The sequence below is a fragment of the Halobacillus sp. AWH4_228 genome, assembly GCF_056158365.1.
This window is the reverse complement of record NZ_JBSWTE010000001.1, coordinates 2,855,384-2,873,888: the sequence shown is the minus strand read 5'-3', so window position 1 is coordinate 2,873,888 and position 18,505 is coordinate 2,855,384. Positions and strand designations below refer to the sequence as shown.

The 18,505-nt window shown below is 48.3% G+C and carries 17 protein-coding genes and 1 tRNA gene; 14 read left to right on the top strand and 4 right to left on the bottom strand.

All coding sequences use genetic code 11. From position 1 onward, the window contains the following. Positions 1 to 22: 22 nt before the first annotated feature. Together ACXADP_RS14855 and ACXADP_RS14850 are read right to left on the bottom strand one after the other, a co-directional pair. Positions 23 to 1,351 (bottom strand): DUF2254 domain-containing protein, encoded by a 1,329-nt coding sequence (locus ACXADP_RS14855; protein ID WP_474967889.1) that lies wholly within the window; start codon positions 1,349 to 1,351, stop codon positions 23 to 25. Positions 1,352 to 1,564: 213 nt separating this feature from the next. Then, entirely contained in the window at positions 1,565 to 1,864 is a 300-nt protein-coding gene (locus tag ACXADP_RS14850; protein ID WP_474971835.1) for an antibiotic biosynthesis monooxygenase, read from the bottom strand. Between the two features lie 148 nt (positions 1,865 to 2,012). Between ACXADP_RS14850 and ACXADP_RS14845 the strand changes: the two genes are divergently transcribed. The 4 genes from ACXADP_RS14845 (at position 2,013) to ACXADP_RS14830 (ending at position 3,593) form a co-directional block, all read left to right on the top strand. After that, positions 2,013 to 2,399, top strand: coding sequence for a ribbon-helix-helix protein, CopG family (locus tag ACXADP_RS14845; RefSeq protein ID WP_474971834.1), 387 nt, complete (start codon positions 2,013 to 2,015; stop codon positions 2,397 to 2,399). Between the two features lie 119 nt (positions 2,400 to 2,518). Then, positions 2,519 to 2,591 (top strand) — tRNA-Val (locus ACXADP_RS14840). A 177-nt stretch (positions 2,592 to 2,768) separates the two neighbouring features. Next, complete coding sequence (locus ACXADP_RS14835; protein WP_474967892.1) at positions 2,769 to 3,041, top strand: hypothetical protein; 273 nt, start codon at positions 2,769 to 2,771, stop codon at positions 3,039 to 3,041. Between the two features lie 222 nt (positions 3,042 to 3,263). After that, entirely contained in the window at positions 3,264 to 3,593 is a 330-nt protein-coding gene (locus ACXADP_RS14830; RefSeq protein WP_474967893.1) for a DUF4257 domain-containing protein, read from the top strand. A 22-nt stretch (positions 3,594 to 3,615) separates the two neighbouring features. Here ACXADP_RS14830 and ACXADP_RS14825 read toward each other — a convergent pair whose 3' ends face one another. Together ACXADP_RS14825 and ACXADP_RS14820 are read right to left on the bottom strand one after the other, a co-directional pair. Further along, complete coding sequence (locus ACXADP_RS14825) at positions 3,616 to 4,107, bottom strand: hypothetical protein (protein WP_474971833.1); 492 nt, start codon at positions 4,105 to 4,107, stop codon at positions 3,616 to 3,618. A gap of 112 nt (positions 4,108 to 4,219) precedes the next feature. Further along, entirely contained in the window at positions 4,220 to 5,080 is an 861-nt protein-coding gene (locus tag ACXADP_RS14820; protein WP_474971832.1) for an SDR family oxidoreductase, read from the bottom strand. Between the two features lie 234 nt (positions 5,081 to 5,314). Between ACXADP_RS14820 and ACXADP_RS14815 the strand changes: the two genes are divergently transcribed. The 10 genes from ACXADP_RS14815 to ald all read left to right on the top strand — a co-directional run bounded on the left by ACXADP_RS14815 (position 5,315) and on the right by ald (position 18,397). Beyond that, complete coding sequence (locus tag ACXADP_RS14815) at positions 5,315 to 6,787, top strand: CoA-acylating methylmalonate-semialdehyde dehydrogenase (protein WP_474971831.1); 1,473 nt, start codon at positions 5,315 to 5,317, stop codon at positions 6,785 to 6,787. A gap of 182 nt (positions 6,788 to 6,969) precedes the next feature. Continuing rightward, positions 6,970 to 7,860 carry a nitrilase-related carbon-nitrogen hydrolase gene (locus ACXADP_RS14810; protein ID WP_474971830.1) on the top strand — a complete coding sequence of 297 codons (891 nt, stop codon included), beginning with the start codon at positions 6,970 to 6,972 and terminating at the stop codon, positions 7,858 to 7,860. 109 nt (positions 7,861 to 7,969) lie between these two features. Next, positions 7,970 to 9,343, top strand: a complete 1,374-nt coding sequence (locus ACXADP_RS14805; RefSeq protein WP_474971829.1) for an NAD(P)-dependent oxidoreductase — start codon at positions 7,970 to 7,972, stop codon at positions 9,341 to 9,343. A gap of 28 nt (positions 9,344 to 9,371) precedes the next feature. Next, complete coding sequence (preA, locus tag ACXADP_RS14800) at positions 9,372 to 10,658, top strand: NAD-dependent dihydropyrimidine dehydrogenase subunit PreA (RefSeq protein WP_474967899.1); 1,287 nt, start codon at positions 9,372 to 9,374, stop codon at positions 10,656 to 10,658. Between the two features lie 18 nt (positions 10,659 to 10,676). Next, a complete protein-coding gene (gene hydA, locus ACXADP_RS14795; RefSeq protein WP_474967900.1) occupies positions 10,677 to 12,092 on the top strand; it encodes a dihydropyrimidinase in 1,416 nt (471 codons plus the stop codon). A gap of 85 nt (positions 12,093 to 12,177) precedes the next feature. After that, positions 12,178 to 13,671: an NCS1 family transporter gene (locus ACXADP_RS14790; protein WP_474967901.1), complete on the top strand. Its 1,494-nt coding sequence runs from the start codon at positions 12,178 to 12,180 to the stop codon at positions 13,669 to 13,671. Between the two features lie 12 nt (positions 13,672 to 13,683). After that, complete coding sequence (locus tag ACXADP_RS14785; RefSeq protein ID WP_474967902.1) at positions 13,684 to 13,920, top strand: hypothetical protein; 237 nt, start codon at positions 13,684 to 13,686, stop codon at positions 13,918 to 13,920. A gap of 249 nt (positions 13,921 to 14,169) precedes the next feature. After that, complete coding sequence (locus tag ACXADP_RS14780) at positions 14,170 to 15,762, top strand: PucR family transcriptional regulator (RefSeq protein WP_474971828.1); 1,593 nt, start codon at positions 14,170 to 14,172, stop codon at positions 15,760 to 15,762. 135 nt (positions 15,763 to 15,897) lie between these two features. After that, complete coding sequence (locus ACXADP_RS14775; protein ID WP_474971827.1) at positions 15,898 to 17,238, top strand: aminotransferase; 1,341 nt, start codon at positions 15,898 to 15,900, stop codon at positions 17,236 to 17,238. A 22-nt stretch (positions 17,239 to 17,260) separates the two neighbouring features. After that, positions 17,261 to 18,397, top strand: coding sequence for an alanine dehydrogenase (gene ald / locus ACXADP_RS14770; protein WP_474971826.1), 1,137 nt, complete (start codon positions 17,261 to 17,263; stop codon positions 18,395 to 18,397). The last annotated feature ends 108 nt before the right edge of the window (positions 18,398 to 18,505 follow it).

Here is an 18,505-nt window from a genome sequence, read left to right as displayed (position 1 = left end):
TTCTCTTTATTTGGTACACAGGTTATGAAGCATCATCGCTCTTCAAGGAAATGGTTGTCCCACACGCATCGGCCAGTTTCTGTGCCTGATGGTTAAACCGCTCAAAATCAAGCTCGTCCATATTCTCTACATCAACAGCCTTAATAATGTAACGGCCGAATCTCCACACGTCGTCCTGGACTTTCTCCTTTTGTATGAATGCCAGTTTGTACAATACTTCCATAACGGAGTTCATGACGGACACATCATGGTGTCCGTAAATGCGGATTTGATAGAAGCATTTATACAAGTATTCACTAAAAGGTACCGGCTCTGCGATAAGACGGAGGTGGTCATTATCGTCCGGGTAATATCGGATCGGCTCATATACATCGGCGAGCTCAACGAGGAGGGAGCCGATCCGGTTGATGCAGTTCGTGGCAGTATGAGGATCATTGAGACTTGGGGAAATGGCGCGCACGGCGATTTCCACAAGCTTCTGCAGTGAAAATTCTATATCCTGAATGTCGACCCGCTCGTTGCCGATCACGACAAAATCTCTTGCTTCTTCTGGTGTGAGGTTCTCCTGCTCTGATTCTACCCAGTAATAGAACAGGGGCATTTCTTTCTGAATGTATTCCCCCATGGAAAAGGTGGTCTCCAATAAAAGGTCATTTTTCTCCGCCCATTGAATCAAGGAAGAGTAATTGACACTCTGGATATATCCGGATTCCCCTGTCGCAATGACTCTTTTCTCTGAATTCTTTCGTCTTTCAATTTCCTCGTGATCCCATTCGGTGTAACGGTCGTAATTTTTCTCGGAAAAGGTTCCGTTGATCAAATCAGACGTGCTCTGGCGAATGGTGCCGATTAAATTGTTCACTTTGATGAAACGGGAAGAGTGGTGAATGAAAATGATAAAGAAAGCCAGGCAGACGATGGATACGAAAACGGTTAAAAACGGACTGATGAATCCGGATCCGGAATCCTTCCCAAGCAGGAACAACTGCAGCAGGGAAAAAATGAAGCCGAAGGAGAAGACCCCCAACACGTGCTGGGTGATCCGGCTTTTCATAAAGTCCTGAAGTGTCCTGGGAGAGAATTGAGTGGTATAGGTTGTAAGGACAACCATAATGGTGGAGAAACTGATGGTTGTCATCGTTAAGATGGAGGTGACGAGCGATCCGTACAGTGTTTGAGCCACTGAGCTGCCTGTAAGGAGGAAACCGGGAAGGGCGTCCTTCCAATTGGATACGATCCATTCATCAAGAAGAATGGAGATCACAACGCTCAATATGGAAATCACGCTGTAAATGGCGGGAAGAAAAAGAAAACTGTCTCTTAGATCAATCCATCGTTTGCTGTTATTCATGTGAAAAACCTGCCTTCTGTATGATTGTTCTTTTTCTATTATGAACGAAATATACAAAACCTACAAAACAGAAAGCCCGTCACGCTTTCCTTGAAAACGTCATAAATCATCCATATCGAATTGAAAACAGGGAAGAAGCCTCCCGGATAAGGAAAGAGAGACCTTATTATAAACAAAGAACCTCTATGTTGGCCGACATAGAGGTTCTTTATTTTATTTACTCAGTATCTCTTCGTAAAGGCCAAGAGAGGTGTTCAGAACAAAATCAGGCTTTTGTTTTGTTTTGTGGCCCTGCACGTGGGCATCGCTTTTTTTCCACGCTTTATAATCTTCCTTGGAGGCGAATCTTGTAGTGATGATGACCATCTGTTCTCCTTTACGGGCTTTCTCTACAGCAATGGACATTCCTTGGAATCCCTCCATGTCTTCTATAGGAAGCGGCTGATTGAAGCGGGAAACCAGCTGCTCTATGTACCCTTCCTTAACGGTTATATATTTCGATTCGATATACATAGGATCTCCTGCCTTTCATTTTTGTGCTACAAAAAGTAACAATCCCAGTATACTAGATGAATGTTTTTTGTGCCACAAAAAAGTTTAAAGCTGTTTCATTTCATTAAGAATTCCGGCATAATGGACAGAGATGGAAAGGACGGAGATTATGAAGCAGTTGACGTTTTCTTCTTATGAAGAACTGGAGGAATTTTTGAAACATAAGTTCAGGGAAAAGGCGGCACATGCTGGTCTCCCTGAAGAAGATATCCGGCAGATGACCGGTTACAAGGAAAGGGCTCAGCAGTTGTGGGAAGAAAACAACGGTGCCGAGGTGATTGAAAAAGAAGGGGAAGTCACCCTTGATGTATGGATGGATGAGGATGGAAAGCGGCACATCAAGCGTGGGCGCCCGCGAAAGAAGACCGAGGATAAACTGACCCGATCCCTGCATGTGCGTTTGGATGAAGAATCCTACAAGAAGCTGGAGAGTTATGCAAAAGAGAATGGCATGGACCGCTCAGCGGCGATCCGGACCTTATTGAAAAACCTTTGATGGGAAGCCTTCCTCGTGCATATTTACAAACCTTTAAAAAAATCTTCACACTATATTGACACTCCGATTTTTCCGTAGTATATTATTACTTGTCACCAGGAAATACCCATTATTATTTTGATTCCGTAGCTCAGCTGGGAGAGCGCCACCTTGACAGGGTGGAGGTCGTTGGTTCGAGCCCAATCGGAATCATACAAACCCACGTGCTGAAATGGTACAGTTTCTCGTCAAGGAGAGGCTGTATCATTTCTTTTTTTATAGAAGAAATTCGGATTCTCTAACGTGAGCCGTTACATATTCTTGTATAATGGGTAATAAATAGAAATTAATTCTTTAACAAATCTCTTCAGGAGGTGCGGCAGGCAGGATATGGGGAAAAAGAAAAAAGATGAAGAATTCGACGATTTGCTGGATGCTTTCAGAGAAGCCGTTTCATTGGAGGAAACCCGGTACTATTACATGAAGCTTCAATTATTTCTGGATCACTATGAGGAGAGCAGAGCCGTATTTCAATCTACAGACAAAATGGAGAAGAAAAACTATGAACCCTTGCTACAGGGTATGATGGAGGCTACTTCCAAAAAAGAAGTGGATTACTATGAAGCAGAAATCCAACACTTACTGGATGTGAAAAAAACTTAAAATTACATTTATTGTTATTTGAAGAACAAAATTGAAAATAAGTATTTATTTTCTTTTTGGAATGTTGTACACTGAAGGTAGCATGTTCATTATAGTAACTTTTCGTTTATACAATAAAAGACTTATCGAGGCGGCCCGCTTTGGTGGATGATTAGTGCATAGTTCTTATGTTTCTAAATATCTTCCAGCGGCCGCTTTTTTAAGTTTAGGGGGATCAATAATGTGGACACGCTCCTGATTGCCGGTTGTATCGGAGGGATGACAGGCGTTGTGGCTCATTTGATGAGAAACGGAAAGGTTTTGGTTTTCCCAAGAAGGCGGAGACGTCCAAAGGGCATTTATCTCGGGTTTTTAGCCGATTTTTTAATTGGCGCTGCAGCAGCGGTTTTTGCAGTCACATACCTTGTACCGGAACCGGGCCTGCTGCGGACATTGATCGGCATATCGATCCTGGCCGGGATGACGGCAGAGAATGTGCTTTTGAAAAGAGAATTGAACGTGGAGAAAGCGAAAGTGGAAGGATTGGACCGGATCAACCAGCGTTTAAAATGACCGGACCCATCCTTTTTTTGTTTCAATCCACTAAAAGCATAAAATGATCATGCTCCGTATCGACAGGCGCTGTTTTAAAGATGCCGGTATACACCGCCTTTAACTCCTCATACAACACCTTCGAATGAATCGTTGTCAGATAAGTATCGGGATTTTTCTGGTAGGCTTTCAGTTTATGTAGATCCAGATTGACGGTGTACGAGTAAAAGAGATCCTGTGATCGTAGAAAAGGTTTTTCACACGGGGTCTGCCCGTCATCTGTGAGCGGAGAGCGGCTGTGGATCCGCAGTTTTTTTGGTGAGTCGGCATCCTCTTCCCATTCGCTGGACACCCCGTAGAATGTAGCAAATGGGGGTTCTTTGCTTTGATCGATATAGGTCGTCTGAAAGCTGAACTCAATGGCACCTTCCCTGCCGGTTACTACACAGAAGGCAAGATAGGTCCGGGTGGATGCTGTACCTTGAGCGAGGTCTTCTTGATTGCTGAAACAATGACAGAAACTGGTTCGGGCCATAAGCGACACCATCCTTCCCATACAATTATGGATAATTATAACACGTCGACCACTCCGTTAGTCGGTTAAACGGCGATCGATGAACGAAAAAAAAGCCGCTTCCGCAGCTTTTTTATCCGTTGACAGGAATTCCTCCGTTTACATGAAGCATCTGACCTGTGACATAGCTGGAATCACTGGAGGCCAGATAGACATAGGCGGGGGCCGCTTCCCTCGGCTGGCCTGGACGGCCCATGGGATTGTCCGAACCGAATTCCGCCACTTTTTTCTTGTCAAAACTAGCTGGGATCAGCGGCGTCCAGATCGGCCCGGGGGCCACGCCGTTCACACGTATCTCCTGATCGATCAGGGATCCGGCGAGGGAACGGGTGAAAGAGGTGATGGCACCTTTGGTTGATGCATAATCGATGAGCTGATCGTTCCCTTTGTAAGCTGTCACCGAAGAAGAGTTGATGATACAGGATCCCTTCTTCATATGAGGCAGGACCGCTTTCGTCATATAAACGTAGGAAAAGAAATTGACGCGGAATGTTTCCAGAAGCTGTTCATTGGAAATATCGAGCACACTTGTCTGCGGATATTGAACGGCTGCATTGTTGACAAGAATATCTATGGTTTTAAATGTCTTTACTACTTGTTCGACAATGGTTTCGCAAAACTCCGGTCCACCGATATCCCCGTGATACAGCTCGCAGCGCCTGCCTTCTTTCTCGATTAAGCTCTTCGTAATGGCTGCATCTTCATGCTCATCCAGATAAAGGACAGCTACATCAGCGCCTTCCTTGGCAAAAAGCAGGCTGACCGCTCGGCCGATCCCACTGTCTCCTCCGGTGATCACGGCGGTTTTCCCCGCCAGTTTTCCACTTCCTTTATAGGTCTCATCTGCATACTCCGGCAGCGGCTTCATTTCATACTCGTAACCAGGCTGTCGTTCTTGATGCTGTTCCGGTTGTACGGCCTTCTTTTTCTTCATGATGCGTAACCCCCTATGTACAAATGGTTAAAATTGGTGCAGATCCACTTCCGCTAGCTTGCCCTCGTGACCGTCTTCTTATCCCTCCATTCTTCCAGGGTGCTGGATAGAGGATTTACGTGTCATTCTGTTCATTCCAACCGCCATTCATTTAACGTTTCGTCCATTGATGTGTAAAAATTCAGAATTTATACTTATCTTGAGTGAAAAATATATGAAACAAGAGGTGACAGGATGGCGACAACTTTCTCGAAGTCGAATCAGGTGGTTATTGAAAACTTTATCCATGGCGAGTGGGTTCCTTCTGAAGGAGGTCAGGTGGAAGAAGTTCCAAACCCGGCAACTGGAGAAACCATTGCAAGGGTCCCTATTTCAACTAAACAAGATGTGGATCAAGCGGTCCAATCAGCGAGAGAGGCTTTTCAGTCCTGGAAGAAGACTCCAGTACCGAAACGAGCGAGAATCATGTTCAAATATCAGCAGCTTCTGATTGAAAACCGGGATCAACTGGCTGAAGCGTTGACACAGGAAAATGGAAAGACGAAAAAGGATGCCACAGGAGAAGTACAGCGCGGCATTGAGTGTGTGGAGTTTGCAGCAGGGGCTCCGAGTCTCATGATGGGGGATGTGCTTCCGGATATCGCTGAAGGCATCGATTCAGGGATGTACCGGTATCCAGTCGGGGTCGTCGGCGGTATCACCCCATTTAATTTCCCTATGATGGTTCCGCTCTGGATGTTCCCGCTTGCGCTTGTATGTGGGAATACCTTTGTTCTTAAGCCATCGGAACGGACGCCGATTTTAGCAAAAATGCTGGTGGAGCTCATCCATGAAGCGGGACTCCCGAAAGGGGTGCTTAACCTTGTCAACGGGGCGCATGATGTCGTCAACGGCCTGCTTGAGCATGAAGAGGTCGATGCTGTCTCCTTTGTAGGTTCCCAGCCTGTAGCGGAATATGTGTATAAAACGGCTTCACAGCATGGGAAGCGCGTCCAGGCGCTGGCCGGCGCCAAAAACCATTCCATCGTTATGCCGGACTGTAACCTGGATAAATCGGTCGAAGGGATCATCAATGCCGCTTTTGGAAGTGCGGGCGAGCGGTGCATGGCCTGCTCTGTCGTTGTTGCCGTGGGCGATGTGGCTGACAGCCTTGCTGCAAAGATAAAAGAAGCAGCGGATCAGTTGAATGTAGGCAATGGTCTCGATGATGATACAACCCTCGGGCCATTAATCCGTGAAGCTCACCGTGAGCGTGTGCTGAGCTACATTGAAACCGGAGAAAAAGAAAACGCGGCCTTAATCAGAGACGGCCGGGTAGAGCTCCGGGAGCATGATTCCGGATACTTCCTTGGCGCAACCATTTTCGATCATGTATCCAAGGATATGAAAATATGGAAGGATGAAATTTTTGCCCCTGTCTTAAGCATCGTCCGGGTGAATACTCTTGATGAAGCGATCGCAACGGCGAATGAGTCGGAATTTGCCAACGGTGCCGTCATCTATACGTCCAGCGGAAAAGCAGTCCAGCAGTTCCGGGAAGAAATGGATGCGGGAATGCTCGGAGTGAACGTGAATGTACCTGCACCGATGGCCTTTTTCCCGTTCTCCGGAAATAAAAAGTCGTTTTATGGGGATCTGCATGCCAATGGAAAAGATGGCTTGAACTTTTATACGAAACGTAAAATGCTGACACAGCGCTGGTATTAAGGAAGATGGAGGAAGAAGCAGATGGGACGCTTCTTCCTTCTTTGTTTCCACCTTTAACAATGGATCCAGCAAGGTTTTGACACTTTGTATAATGGATTTTCCGACAAAAACCTGTATTGTATGATTAAATAACTAAATATTATGAATTTTATAAAATTAAAGCGGTAGGAGGAGGAGCACCTATGTCAGATAAAGTACAGATCGGTTTAATTCAAGCTTCACATGATGTGGATGGTAGTGAACCTGTAGAGGTCCACAAGCATCAGTCCATCGAAAAGCATGTGCTTCTGGTACGTGAAGCGGCGCAAAAAGGAGCGCAGATCATCTGCCTGCAGGAAATTTTCTATGGTCCATATTTCTGTTCCGAGCAGAGCCCGAAATGGTACGACGCCGCAGAGGAAATTCCGAACGGTCCGACGACGAAGCTGTTTCAGGATCTGGCTGCAGAACTGTCGGTCGTCATTGTTCTTCCGATTTATGAGCGGGAAGGGATTGCCACGTACTACAACACAGCGGCGGTCATTGATGCGGATGGTTCTTATCTCGGCAAATATAGAAAGCATCACATTCCGCAGGTGGGTGTTGGGGACAAAGGGTATGGATTTTGGGAGAAATATTACTTTAAACCAGGCAACCTCGGCTACCCGGTTTTTGATACGGCCTATGCCAAGGTTGGGGTCTACATCTGCTACGACCGCCATTTTCCTGAGGGTGCCCGTGTCCTTGGTCTGAACGGTGCAGAAGTCGTCTTCAATCCATCGGCTACCGTAGCCGGGCTTTCCGAATATTTATGGAAGCTGGAACAGCCGGCCCATGCCGTTGCGAACGGTTATTACCTGGGGGCGATCAACCGTGTCGGCTACGAAGGTCCATGGAATATGGGCGAGTTTTACGGCCAGTCCTACCTGGTTGACCCGCGCGGCAGCTTTGTCGCAGAAGGCAGCCGGGATCAGGATGAGGTCATCCTCGGGGAAATGGACAAAAAATTCATCCGTGAAGTTCGTGACACCTGGCAGTTCTACCGTGACCGACGCCCGGAAACGTATGAAAAAATGGGTGAGCTTCTCCCGTAATGACCCATCACGATCTGAACAGAGAGTTCTGCATAGGGCCGGGGGCTGAAAAGGATCTATGCAGGGCTTTTTTTATAAATCCGTATCTTACTGAAAGAGGGGGATCAGCGTGACTCAGTTGAAAAGCAAGGGGATATCACTGGAGAATCTTCAGGTGAATTTTAATGAGGTCCATGATGGATTGAATGCCCAGGAGGCGATGGAGGAGTCCAACCGCTGTCTGTACTGCTATGATGCGCCCTGCATTCAGGCCTGCCCGACAGGGATCGATATTCCGAAGTTCATTAAAAAAATTGCTTCCGGGAATTTGAAGGGATCAGCGAAGACGATTATGTCCTCCAACCCTGTCGGTGCCACATGTGCCCGCGTCTGTCCGACCGAAGAACTTTGTGAAGGGGCCTGTGTCCTGAACCATTCGACAGAACCGATCTTAATCGGTGATCTGCAGCGTTTCGCCACAGACTGGGCCATTAAAAATGAACAGCTGTTATTCAAACCCGGAGAGAAAAATGGGATGAGTGTCGCTGTGATCGGCGGCGGACCTGCCGGCTTGTCTACCGCACGGGAACTTGCCCGTTTCGGCTATGATGTCACAATTTTTGAAGCAGCAGAGGAAGCCGGTGGTCTGGATACATACGGGATCGTATCGTTCCGGCTGCCGCAGGAAATTTCCCGGTGGGAAGTGGACCAGGTGGAAAAGCTGGACGTGAAAATCAGAACGAATACGGCGGTTGGAGCGGATATTTCGTTCGAAGAGCTGTCCGAGCAGTTTGATGCGATCGCCTTGACGATCGGTATGGGTCACGTACCGATGCTTGGGATCCCCGGAGAGGGTCTGACCGGTGTTCATGATGCGATTGAATTTGTGAAAGAAACAAAGTCCGGTCCGATAACGGATGAGCTGCTTGGACGCAAGGTCATTGTGATCGGAGCCGGAAACACAGCCATTGACGCAGCCACCTGTGCCGCTCGTAAAGGGGCGGAGGACGTGAAAATCGTCTACCGCCGGACAAGCAGAGAAATGACAGCCTATGAGTTTGAGTACGATTTTGCAAAACAGGATGATGTACAGTTCCACTGGCTGACCCAGCCTGTAGAAGTTCTTGGTAATGAAACGGGTCACGTCACGCATTTGAAATGTGTGGAGATGAAGCTTGGGTCTGCTGGGGAAGATGGAAGGAAAAGACCGGAACCCGTACCCGGATCCGAATTCCTGATAGAAGCGGATGCGGTCATCAAAGCCATCGGTCAGACGCGCTACACCGATTTAATTGAATCGTTTGGTCTGGACCATGAAGGCGGCGTCGTTAAAGTCGATCCAGTCACACTGAGAACCTCCCAATCCCATGTCTTTGCCGCCGGCGATGTCATTTTTGCGAAAGGGCAGGGAGAGGCGATGGTCGTCACGGCTGCCCAGCAGGGCAAGGAAGTCGCTATGGCGATTCATAAACAGCTCTCTCCGACGCCTACGGCTGCGGTGTAACTTTACAAAAACTACGAGGAGGAATCTTATGGCTGACCTACGATTAAATCTGGCAGGGATCGAATCCCCCAACCCTTTCTGGCTCGCATCCGCTCCCCCGACCAACTCGGGGTACCAGGTGCAGCGTGCCTTCGAGGCGGGGTGGGGAGGAGCTGTTTGGAAAACGCTTGGCGATCCAATCTTGAACGTGTCCTCCCGGTTCGCTGCTGTTTCCTATGGCGGGAAGCGTGTGGCCGGATTTAACAATATCGAATTGATTACAGACCGTCCGCTTGAAGTGAACCTGAAGGAAATCTATGAAACGAAGAAAAGATTTCCGGATCATGCCATCATCGCTTCCTTAATGGTGGAACCAACACAGGAAAAATGGCACGAAATCGTCAAACGCGTGGAAGATGTCGGAGTGGACGGCCTTGAGCTGAACTTCGGATGTCCCCACGGCATGGCAGAACGCGGCATGGGGGCGGCCTCGGGTCAGGTTCCTGAGCTTGTGGAAAAACAGACCGCCTGGGCGAAGGAAGTGGCGCAGACCCCGGTCATTGTTAAGCTGACTCCGAATATTACCGACATCACCTTTACAGCGGAAGCAGCCGTCAATGGCGGCGCAGATGCGGTCAGTATGATCAATACGATTAACAGCCTCGCCGGCGTGGACCTGGACTCATGGGATACGGTACCAAACGTCGCCGGCAAAGGCGCGCACGGAGGGTACTGCGGTCCGGCCGTGAAACCGATCGCCCTGAACATGGTGGCGGAATGTGCCCGACATCCGAAAATCAATGTACCGATTTCGGGCATGGGCGGCGTTTCCAGCTGGCGGGAAGCGGTCGAGTTCATGCTGATGGGCGCGACGGGTGTGCAGGTGTGTACAGCGGCCATGCACCACGGCTTCAGCATCGTTGAGGATATGATCGACGGATTGGACAACTATTTGGATGACAAGGGCCTTGATTCGGTCATGGACCTTGTCGGAAAGTCTGTCGAGAAGTATTCGGACTGGGGAAACCTTGATCTCAATCATCAGGTCGTTGCCAAAATCAACAACGATGTGTGCATCAACTGTAATAAGTGTCATATTGCCTGTGAAGACACGTCACACCAGTGCATTGATATGCTCAAGGATGAAAAGGGCCGGGACATTTTGAAGGTGCGCGAGGAAGACTGTGTCGGATGTAATTTGTGCAGCATCGTCTGTCCGGTGGACGGGGCGATTGATATGGTGGAGTATGCCAACGGGAAGCCTCCGATGACGTGGAACGAACGGCAGGCAGCGATTGGAGCCACACCATCGTGCAGTGTAGATTTGATCAAGTAAATAACATGGAGGGATTGGATGAGAAAAATTATAAAGAATGGAACGATTGTCACGGCAGCAGATACGTATCAGGCGGACCTTTTGATCGAAGATGAAAAAATCGCCATGATCGGCCAAGGTTTTGATGAAACTTCGGCCGAAGTCGTGGATGCCTCCGGGCGCTACATTTTCCCAGGTGCGATTGACCCGCATACCCACCTGGAAATGCCGTTCGGGGGCACGGTCAGTAAGGATGATTTTGAAACAGGAACCATTGCTGCGGCCTATGGTGGAACGACAACAGTCATTGATTTCTGTTTAACAGATAAAGGAAAACCGCTCCAGAATTCCATCGATCAGTGGCATGCCAAGTCTCAGGATAAATCGGTCATCGACTACAGCTTTCACCTGATGATCAGCGAAATGAACGAACGTGTACTGGATCAGCTTCCTACCGTCATTGAAGACGAGGGCATCACTTCTTTCAAAGTGTTTATGGCGTATAAAAATGTGTTCCAGTCCGATGACGGCACACTTTTTAAAACGCTGGAACAAGCGAAGAAGCTGGGAGCGCTTGTCATGGTGCATGCCGAAAATGGGGATGTCATCGATCACCTAGTGAAAAAGGCCCTTGATGCAGGACAGACCGACCCTATTTATCATGCGCTGACCCGCCCGCCGGAAGTGGAAGGGGAAGCGACCAACCGGGCGGCAGAGTTGACCGGACTGGCCGATTCGCAGCTTTATGTCGTCCACGTCACCTGTGAGCAGGCCGTATCAGCCATTGCTGCAGCAAGGAAGAAAGGCTATAACGTCATAGGTGAAACGTGCCCGCAGTACTTGGTTCTGGATCAAAGCTACTTGGAAAAACCGGACTTTGAAGGGGCAAAATACGTCTGGTCCCCTCCCCTTAGAGAAAAACACCACCAGGAAGTGTTGTGGAACGCATTGAAGACCGGCGATCTGCAGACGCTCGGTTCGGATCAATGCTCTTTCGATTTCAAGGGACAGAAGGACCTTGGCAAAGGGGACTTTACTAAAATACCAAATGGCGGTCCAATCATTGAAGACCGTGTCAGTATATTATTCTCGGAAGGTGTGAAAAAAGGCCGGATCAGTTTGAATGAATTTGTTGATATGACTTCTACCAAAATAGCGAAAACGTTCGGATTATTTCCGCAGAAAGGAACGATTTCCGTTGGGGCCGATGCGGATATCGTCATCTTTGATCCGGATGTGGAGCGGACGATTTCTGTTGAGACAAGCCACATGGCCGCGGATTACAATCCGTTTGAAGGCATGCAGGTGACCGGACAGACGGTCAGCGTCCTCTCCCGTGGGGAATTTGTCATTAAGGATCAGCAGTTTGTTGGAAAAATCGGCAGCGGCCGCTATTTGAAACGGTCCAAGTTTGGCAGTCAAACGTCTTCTCAGGAGAAGCTTTACCAAAAGTAACACGCCCTCGTGAAAGAAATAAACACGCTGTCCGGCGGCTGTCGGACAGCGAAATTTAAAGGTGAACTTAGGAGGAGACGGCTTCATGAGCAGGAAAGATAATCATTTAATGTCCCCGGACCTTATGCCCATTCCCCATGATCAGAAGAAAATCGGCACCCTCGGATTTACGTTTATGTGGGTGGGGATGGCTGTCGTTTTAGCTGCATTCGCCATCGGTGGAGCAGGGGTCCAGTCCATCTCTCTCATCTGGGTTGTCCTCGGAACGCTTCTCGGTACAATACTCATCGGTCTGGCCATCACTCTGACTGCAGACATCGGCATCGAACATGGCTTGTCTTTTCCCGTATACATGCGGGCTCCCTTCGGTATCGTCGGCACCCATTTTCCATCCGTCATCCGCGGTGTGGCTGCATCGATGTGGTTTGGAATCAATACCTACTTCGGATCCACAGCCATTAACGGCATTTTAAACATTTTATTCAGCTTTGATAACTGGTTTATTTGCTATATTCTGTTTGCTTTATTCCAGCTTTTTAATACCGCACTTGGAATCAAGGCTGTTGAAAAATTTGCGGATCTTGCCGCGCCGATCATTATTTTGATCGGGGTATGGATGTACTTCAACCTTACAGGTACTGCAGGGGAACAGGGCAAGGATATCTGGGCATGGGTGGAAAGCCCGGTGACCGGTGGGGCGGCTTTCACGGCTTTTGTCATCGTTGTGGTCAGTAATATGGGATATTGGGCGACGCTGGCGGCGGATATTTCTTCCATATCCAGGTTCATCAAAGCTCCAAAATATGAGAGGAACTGGTTCAAGCGGAATAAAGGGGCCATGGTCGGAAGTCTCGTCGGTCTGCCTCTAACCCAGACGTTTATCGTTGTGCTGGGTGCTGTCTCGTACATTGCGGTTTCCAATTTTGACCCGGTCGTTGCCCTGCAGGAATCAGCGAGCGGACTTGTCCTTGGGATTCTCCTTCTCATGATCGTACTGGCTCAGTGGTCGACAAACGTGAGTGCGAATATTGTTCCGGCTGCAACGATCTTTTCCAACGTCGGCGGCCCGAAACTGCCTTTCTGGGCAGGGGTGTTCTTAGCGGGGCTTGTCGGAACGGTCATACAGCCGTGGAGTATTTTTAATTTGCTGATTCCCGTCCTCTTAATAGCGGCGGCGATTCTATCTGTGATTGTCGGGATCATCTTTGCTGATTACTATCTACTAAGAAGACGCCGGATGAATGTCACGGATCTGTATAAGAGCGGCGGTCAGTATACCTACGACGGCGGGGTGAACTGGGCTGGTATGATTTCCTGGATCATTGGCAGCGTATTCGCCTATCTATTCAGTACATGGTCCTTCTTCGTAGGATTTGGGATCGGAGCGCTCTGTTACTACCTGCTTGCCAAGCACTGGTATTTTAAAAAGCATCCGCAGGCTGAGATCGAGAACCCGAGTGATGATGAGTACTTGGGAATCACAGTTGGACGAGACTGGATCATTGGGGAAGGATTTGTAGAAGAGAAGCTTGGAAAACGAACAGGGACAGAGGATTTAACACAAAAAGCAGATGTTTAAAGGAGGAATACTATGTCAGACCATCGTGAATTTCATGCAGAAAGGGAAAAAATCGACTTTTTATTGGAACAGGGGTATGTCATAAAAGCTGTAACAGAAAATTTAAGCGGAGCTTTCCTCGAGTTTATGTACAAAGGCAGTGATCCGGACCAGCCTGAGGTGGAGAGGCTTCATATTCTTCATCCGGATTCAAGAAAATATTTTTCAACGATATTATTTCAACAGCAGAAGAAACAGGAAATGAAGTAGGGGGCAGGCTCCCTGCTTTTTTTTCTGTCTTTTTTATTCGTTCCTGTTAAAATAGAGGGAGACGGTTTTTTTATGAAGAATAATGACAGCGCTTACAGAATCGATCAGGGAAGATTTTCTGACCGACGGGGGAATGTAAGTGTGTTCAAACCCTTACTATCCAATGATTCAGCCTCTATGTGAGATTATCTTACAAGATGTTCGATTATCACGGCCTTTTGGTATACGTTAAAAAGAGGGGGGCGTTGTATGAAAGATTCCATGTCTATTGAAAACATTCTGAAACGAGACCATTTTTCATCGGCAAGAGTCATATCGGGACATGCTGGACTTTCGAAATCAGTGAAATGGGTGCATGTCTTTGAAATGACGGAAGTAAGAGAAAACCTCAAGGGTGGAGAGCTTATTCTTTCTACAGGATTTGGATGGAAAAATGATGACCGATTGCTGCTGGGTCTGCTTCAGCAGCTGGTTGAACGGAACGTCGCCGGCATCTGCATCGAACTCGGTACGTTTATTCAGGAGTTGTCAGAGGATGCTCTGGCTTTTGCAGATGCGCACGACTTCCCTGTCATCGTTTTCGAGAAAGAGGTTTCCTTTATTGAAATCACCCGGGAGATCCATGCCGATTTGATCAACCATCAGTATGAACGGATTTCCAGCCTCGAGGATTACGCCCAGCGCCTGAATAAACGCCTGCTGTCCATTGATAACTATTTTGATATTCTTAAGAATCTCCAGCAGTATGTGAACTGCCAATTGATCTATGTCACGAAAGATCACACGGTGGTCACGGTGCCACAGCTTAGAAATAAGGAGAGGGAGGAGGCGCTTGCTGAATTGAATGCCCCGCCCGCTCAGCGGAAACGGTGGCTGCTGCAGCAGCCTGTCCAAGTGCTGGAACGGGAGTTTGCTGTCATTTATTTATTATGTGGAAGACGGGAGCTCGGAGAATTCGAATCGCTCCTTCTCGACCGCACAGCCACGGCTCTTGCTCAGTACCTTCTCCGGGAATTGTATACAGAGGAGAAACGAAAGGCGAAGGAAACTGAATGGCTGATGGGCTGGCTGGAAGGAGAACATACCAAAGAGGAAATCGAAAGCCGTCTTCCCCGCTACAAAATTCAGCTGCCTTCATCCGGGGCTGCGGCTGTGACCATTCAAATGAACATGGCCGACGAACGGCGCACCAATCCGGATGTTACGTACTTGAACATGCTTGTGCAGAATATTTTTGATCAGAATGGGTTTTACGTTTTTCCAGTGCAGCGCCGTCAGCTGGTTACGTACATCCTCTTGAACCGAAAAAAGGAGGAGGACTGGAAGATCCGCATGAAGTCGGGTGTGGACAGATTGAAAAAAATCAGCATGCTGAATGATCCGTCGGTGGCTTCTTTCCAAATTGCGGTCGGAAAATATATACGACGCCTGGATCAGGTCAGTGAAAGTTACCAGACCGCACTGGAAACGCTGACGCTGCAAAGCAATCTTCCACCTGAACAGCACAGATATTTTTATGATGATATGCACATGTACCGGCTCATCTCCCTTGTACATAAACACAGCAACCTCAACGGGCTGGTCGATGAATATTTAGAGCCGATTATACAGTATGACCAAAAACATAATACGAAGCTTCTGGAAACCTTACGGGTGTATCTTGCCTGCAATGGTTCCAAGAAAGAAACGGCAGACAAAGTTTTTGTTGTCCGACAGACGCTTTATCACCGGCTCGAGAAGCTGGAAATGCTGCTCGGAGCGGACTTCATGGACTGTGAAAAACGTCAGGTGATCGAATTTGCGCTTGTCGCTCATGAATACCAGCAGGCTCTCCATGCCTGACCTCCATACAAGCGTGTTGTCATTATGTGTAAGCGTTCGGAGGACGGTTTAACACAATGTCTAATGAAACCTGTTCTTTAATGTTGGATAATTAAGATAATTCAAATAATTATCCAGGAATGGGGAGGTTTTTCCATGACAAAAGCGGATGTGCAGAATGATATGTTCGTAAAGGACGAAAAGTATGTATGGCACTCCATGAAGCCTTACAAGCCTGAAAATACAATGATCGCGAAAAGTGCCAAAGGTTCATGGATTACGGATGTGCAAGGCAGTCGCTTTCTGGATGCGATGTCAGGTTTGTGGTGTGTGAACATCGGATATGGCCGTGAAGAACTGGCAGAGGCCGCCTATAATCAGATGAAGGAATTGTCCTACATGCCGATGACCGAAAGCCACGAGCCTGCCGTAAATCTGGCTGAAAAAATCAATGACATGCTCGGGGGAGACTATGTCGTCTTCTTTTCCAATAGTGGGTCCGAAGCGAATGAAATGGCGTTCAAAATGACACGGCAGTATCACCAGCAGAAGGGAGATCATTACCGGTCCAAATTCATCTCCCGTTACCGCGCGTATCATGGGAACTCGACAAGCTCTCTCTCTGCTACAGGTCAGGCGCAGCGGAAATATAAATATGAACCGCTGGGATCAGGTTTTCTTCATGTAGCTCCGCCTGATGAATACCGCAGTCAGCATAGTGAAGCGGACCGCTGGGGAGCGGAGGATATCGATAAGGTTATGACCTGGGAGTACAACGAAACCATTGCCGGAGTGATTATGGAACCGATTATCACAGGGGGAGGCGTCATCGTTCCGCCGGAAAATTATATGAAGGAAGTAAAGTCCATCTGCGAAAAACACGGGGCTTTAATGATTGTGGATGAAGTCATCTGCGGCTTTGGACGGACCGGTCAGCCGTTCGGATTTATGAATTACGGGGTGCAGCCTGATATCGTCACGATGGCCAAGGGCATGACCAGTGCCTACCTGCCCTTGTCAGCAACCGCTGTGAAAAGAGAAATCTATGAAGCCTTCTGCGGAGAGGAGACTTACGACTTCTTCCGGCATATCAATACATTTGGAGGCAGCCCTGCTTCCTGCGCCGTTGCCCTGAAAAACATTGAAATAATGGAGAGGGAACAGCTTTTCCAACGTTCCAGACAGCTGGGGGATCACTTGAAAAACGAATTGCAAACACGTCTGCAGGGGCATAAGTATGTAGGAGATGTCAGAGGCAGAGGGCTGCTGATTGGAATCGAGCTCGTCACCGATAAAAAAACGAAAGAGCCGCTGGCTGTGGAAAAAGTCAATACCGTCATCCGCCGGTGTAAGGACAAAGGCATCATTATCGGGAAGAATGGGATGACGGTAGCCGGTTACAATAACATATTAACACTGGCACCGCCGTTATCGATTGAAGAGGAGGATGTCACCTTCCTGATCCATACACTGGTCGAGGCTATCTACACCCTTTAGAGAATGACAGGAGGTTTTCAGCGTGCGTATTGGAATCCCGAAGGAAATGAAAAATAATGAAAACCGGGTCGCTATGACACCGGCAGGGGCCGTTACACTGATTCAGCAGGGCCATGAGGTATTTGTGGAAACAAAAGCCGGGGAAGGTTCCGGTTTTTCGGATGCTGATTATAAGCAGGTCGGTGCGACGATTGTCGGTTCAGCTTCAGAAGCCTGGGGGCAGCAGATGGTTTTGAAAGTAAAAGAACCGCTGGCGGAGGAGTATGGGTTTTTTTATGAAGGACTCATTCTTTTTACCTACCTGCACCTGGCTGCGGATGAAGAATTGACAAAAGCGCTGGCCGATAAGAAAGTGACGGCTATCGCCTATGAAACGGTGCAGACCGATAACGGCTCCCTGCCGCTTTTGACGCCGATGAGTGAAGTGGCAGGGAGGATGGCAGCTCAAAAAGGCGCACAATTTTTAGAGCGTCCGCTCGGGGGGACCGGAATCCTTCTTGGTGGCGTGCCCGGGGTGAAACGTGGAAAAGTGACCATCATCGGCGGCGGGGTCGTCGGTACAAATGCGGCTAAAATTGCCGTCGGTCTCGGAGCGGAAGTCACCATCATCGATTTAAGTCCTGAGCGTCTCCGGCAGCTGGATGATATTTTTGGATGGCAGATCAATACACTCGTTTCCAATCCGTTGAATATCAGCGAAGCCGTAGAGGAATCCGATCTTGTGATCGGTGCCGTCCTTATTCCGGGAGCAAAGGCGCCGAAACTCGTTACAGAAGCGATGGTGAAAACGATGAAGAAAGGCAGCGTGCTTGTGGATGTAGCTGTCGATCAAGGGGGGATCGTCGAAACGGTGGATCATGTAACCACTCATGATGATCCCGTCTATATCAAACATGGCGTCGTCCATTATGCAGTAGGAAACATGCCGGGGGCTGTGCCTCAGACCTCTACCGTCGCACTTACAAATGTGACGATTCCGTATGCTCTGCAGATCGCTGGTCAAGGGTGGCGGAAAGCCTGTCTGGACAGTCCGGCTCTACGTAAAGGCCTGAACGTTGTCAATGGCCTTGTTACTTATAAGCAGGTAGCCGAAGCTCATCAAATGGATTTTACAGACGTCCAGAAAGTCCTGGACGGTAAAACGACCCTGCCTAAATAAGAACCAAAATTTTGGTTCTTTCTGGTTGTCGAGATGATCTCGACAGCCTTTTTGCTTTCTGCAGGCTTTTTGTATTTCAGCATCCAGGGTATAGTAAGGGGAGAAAAT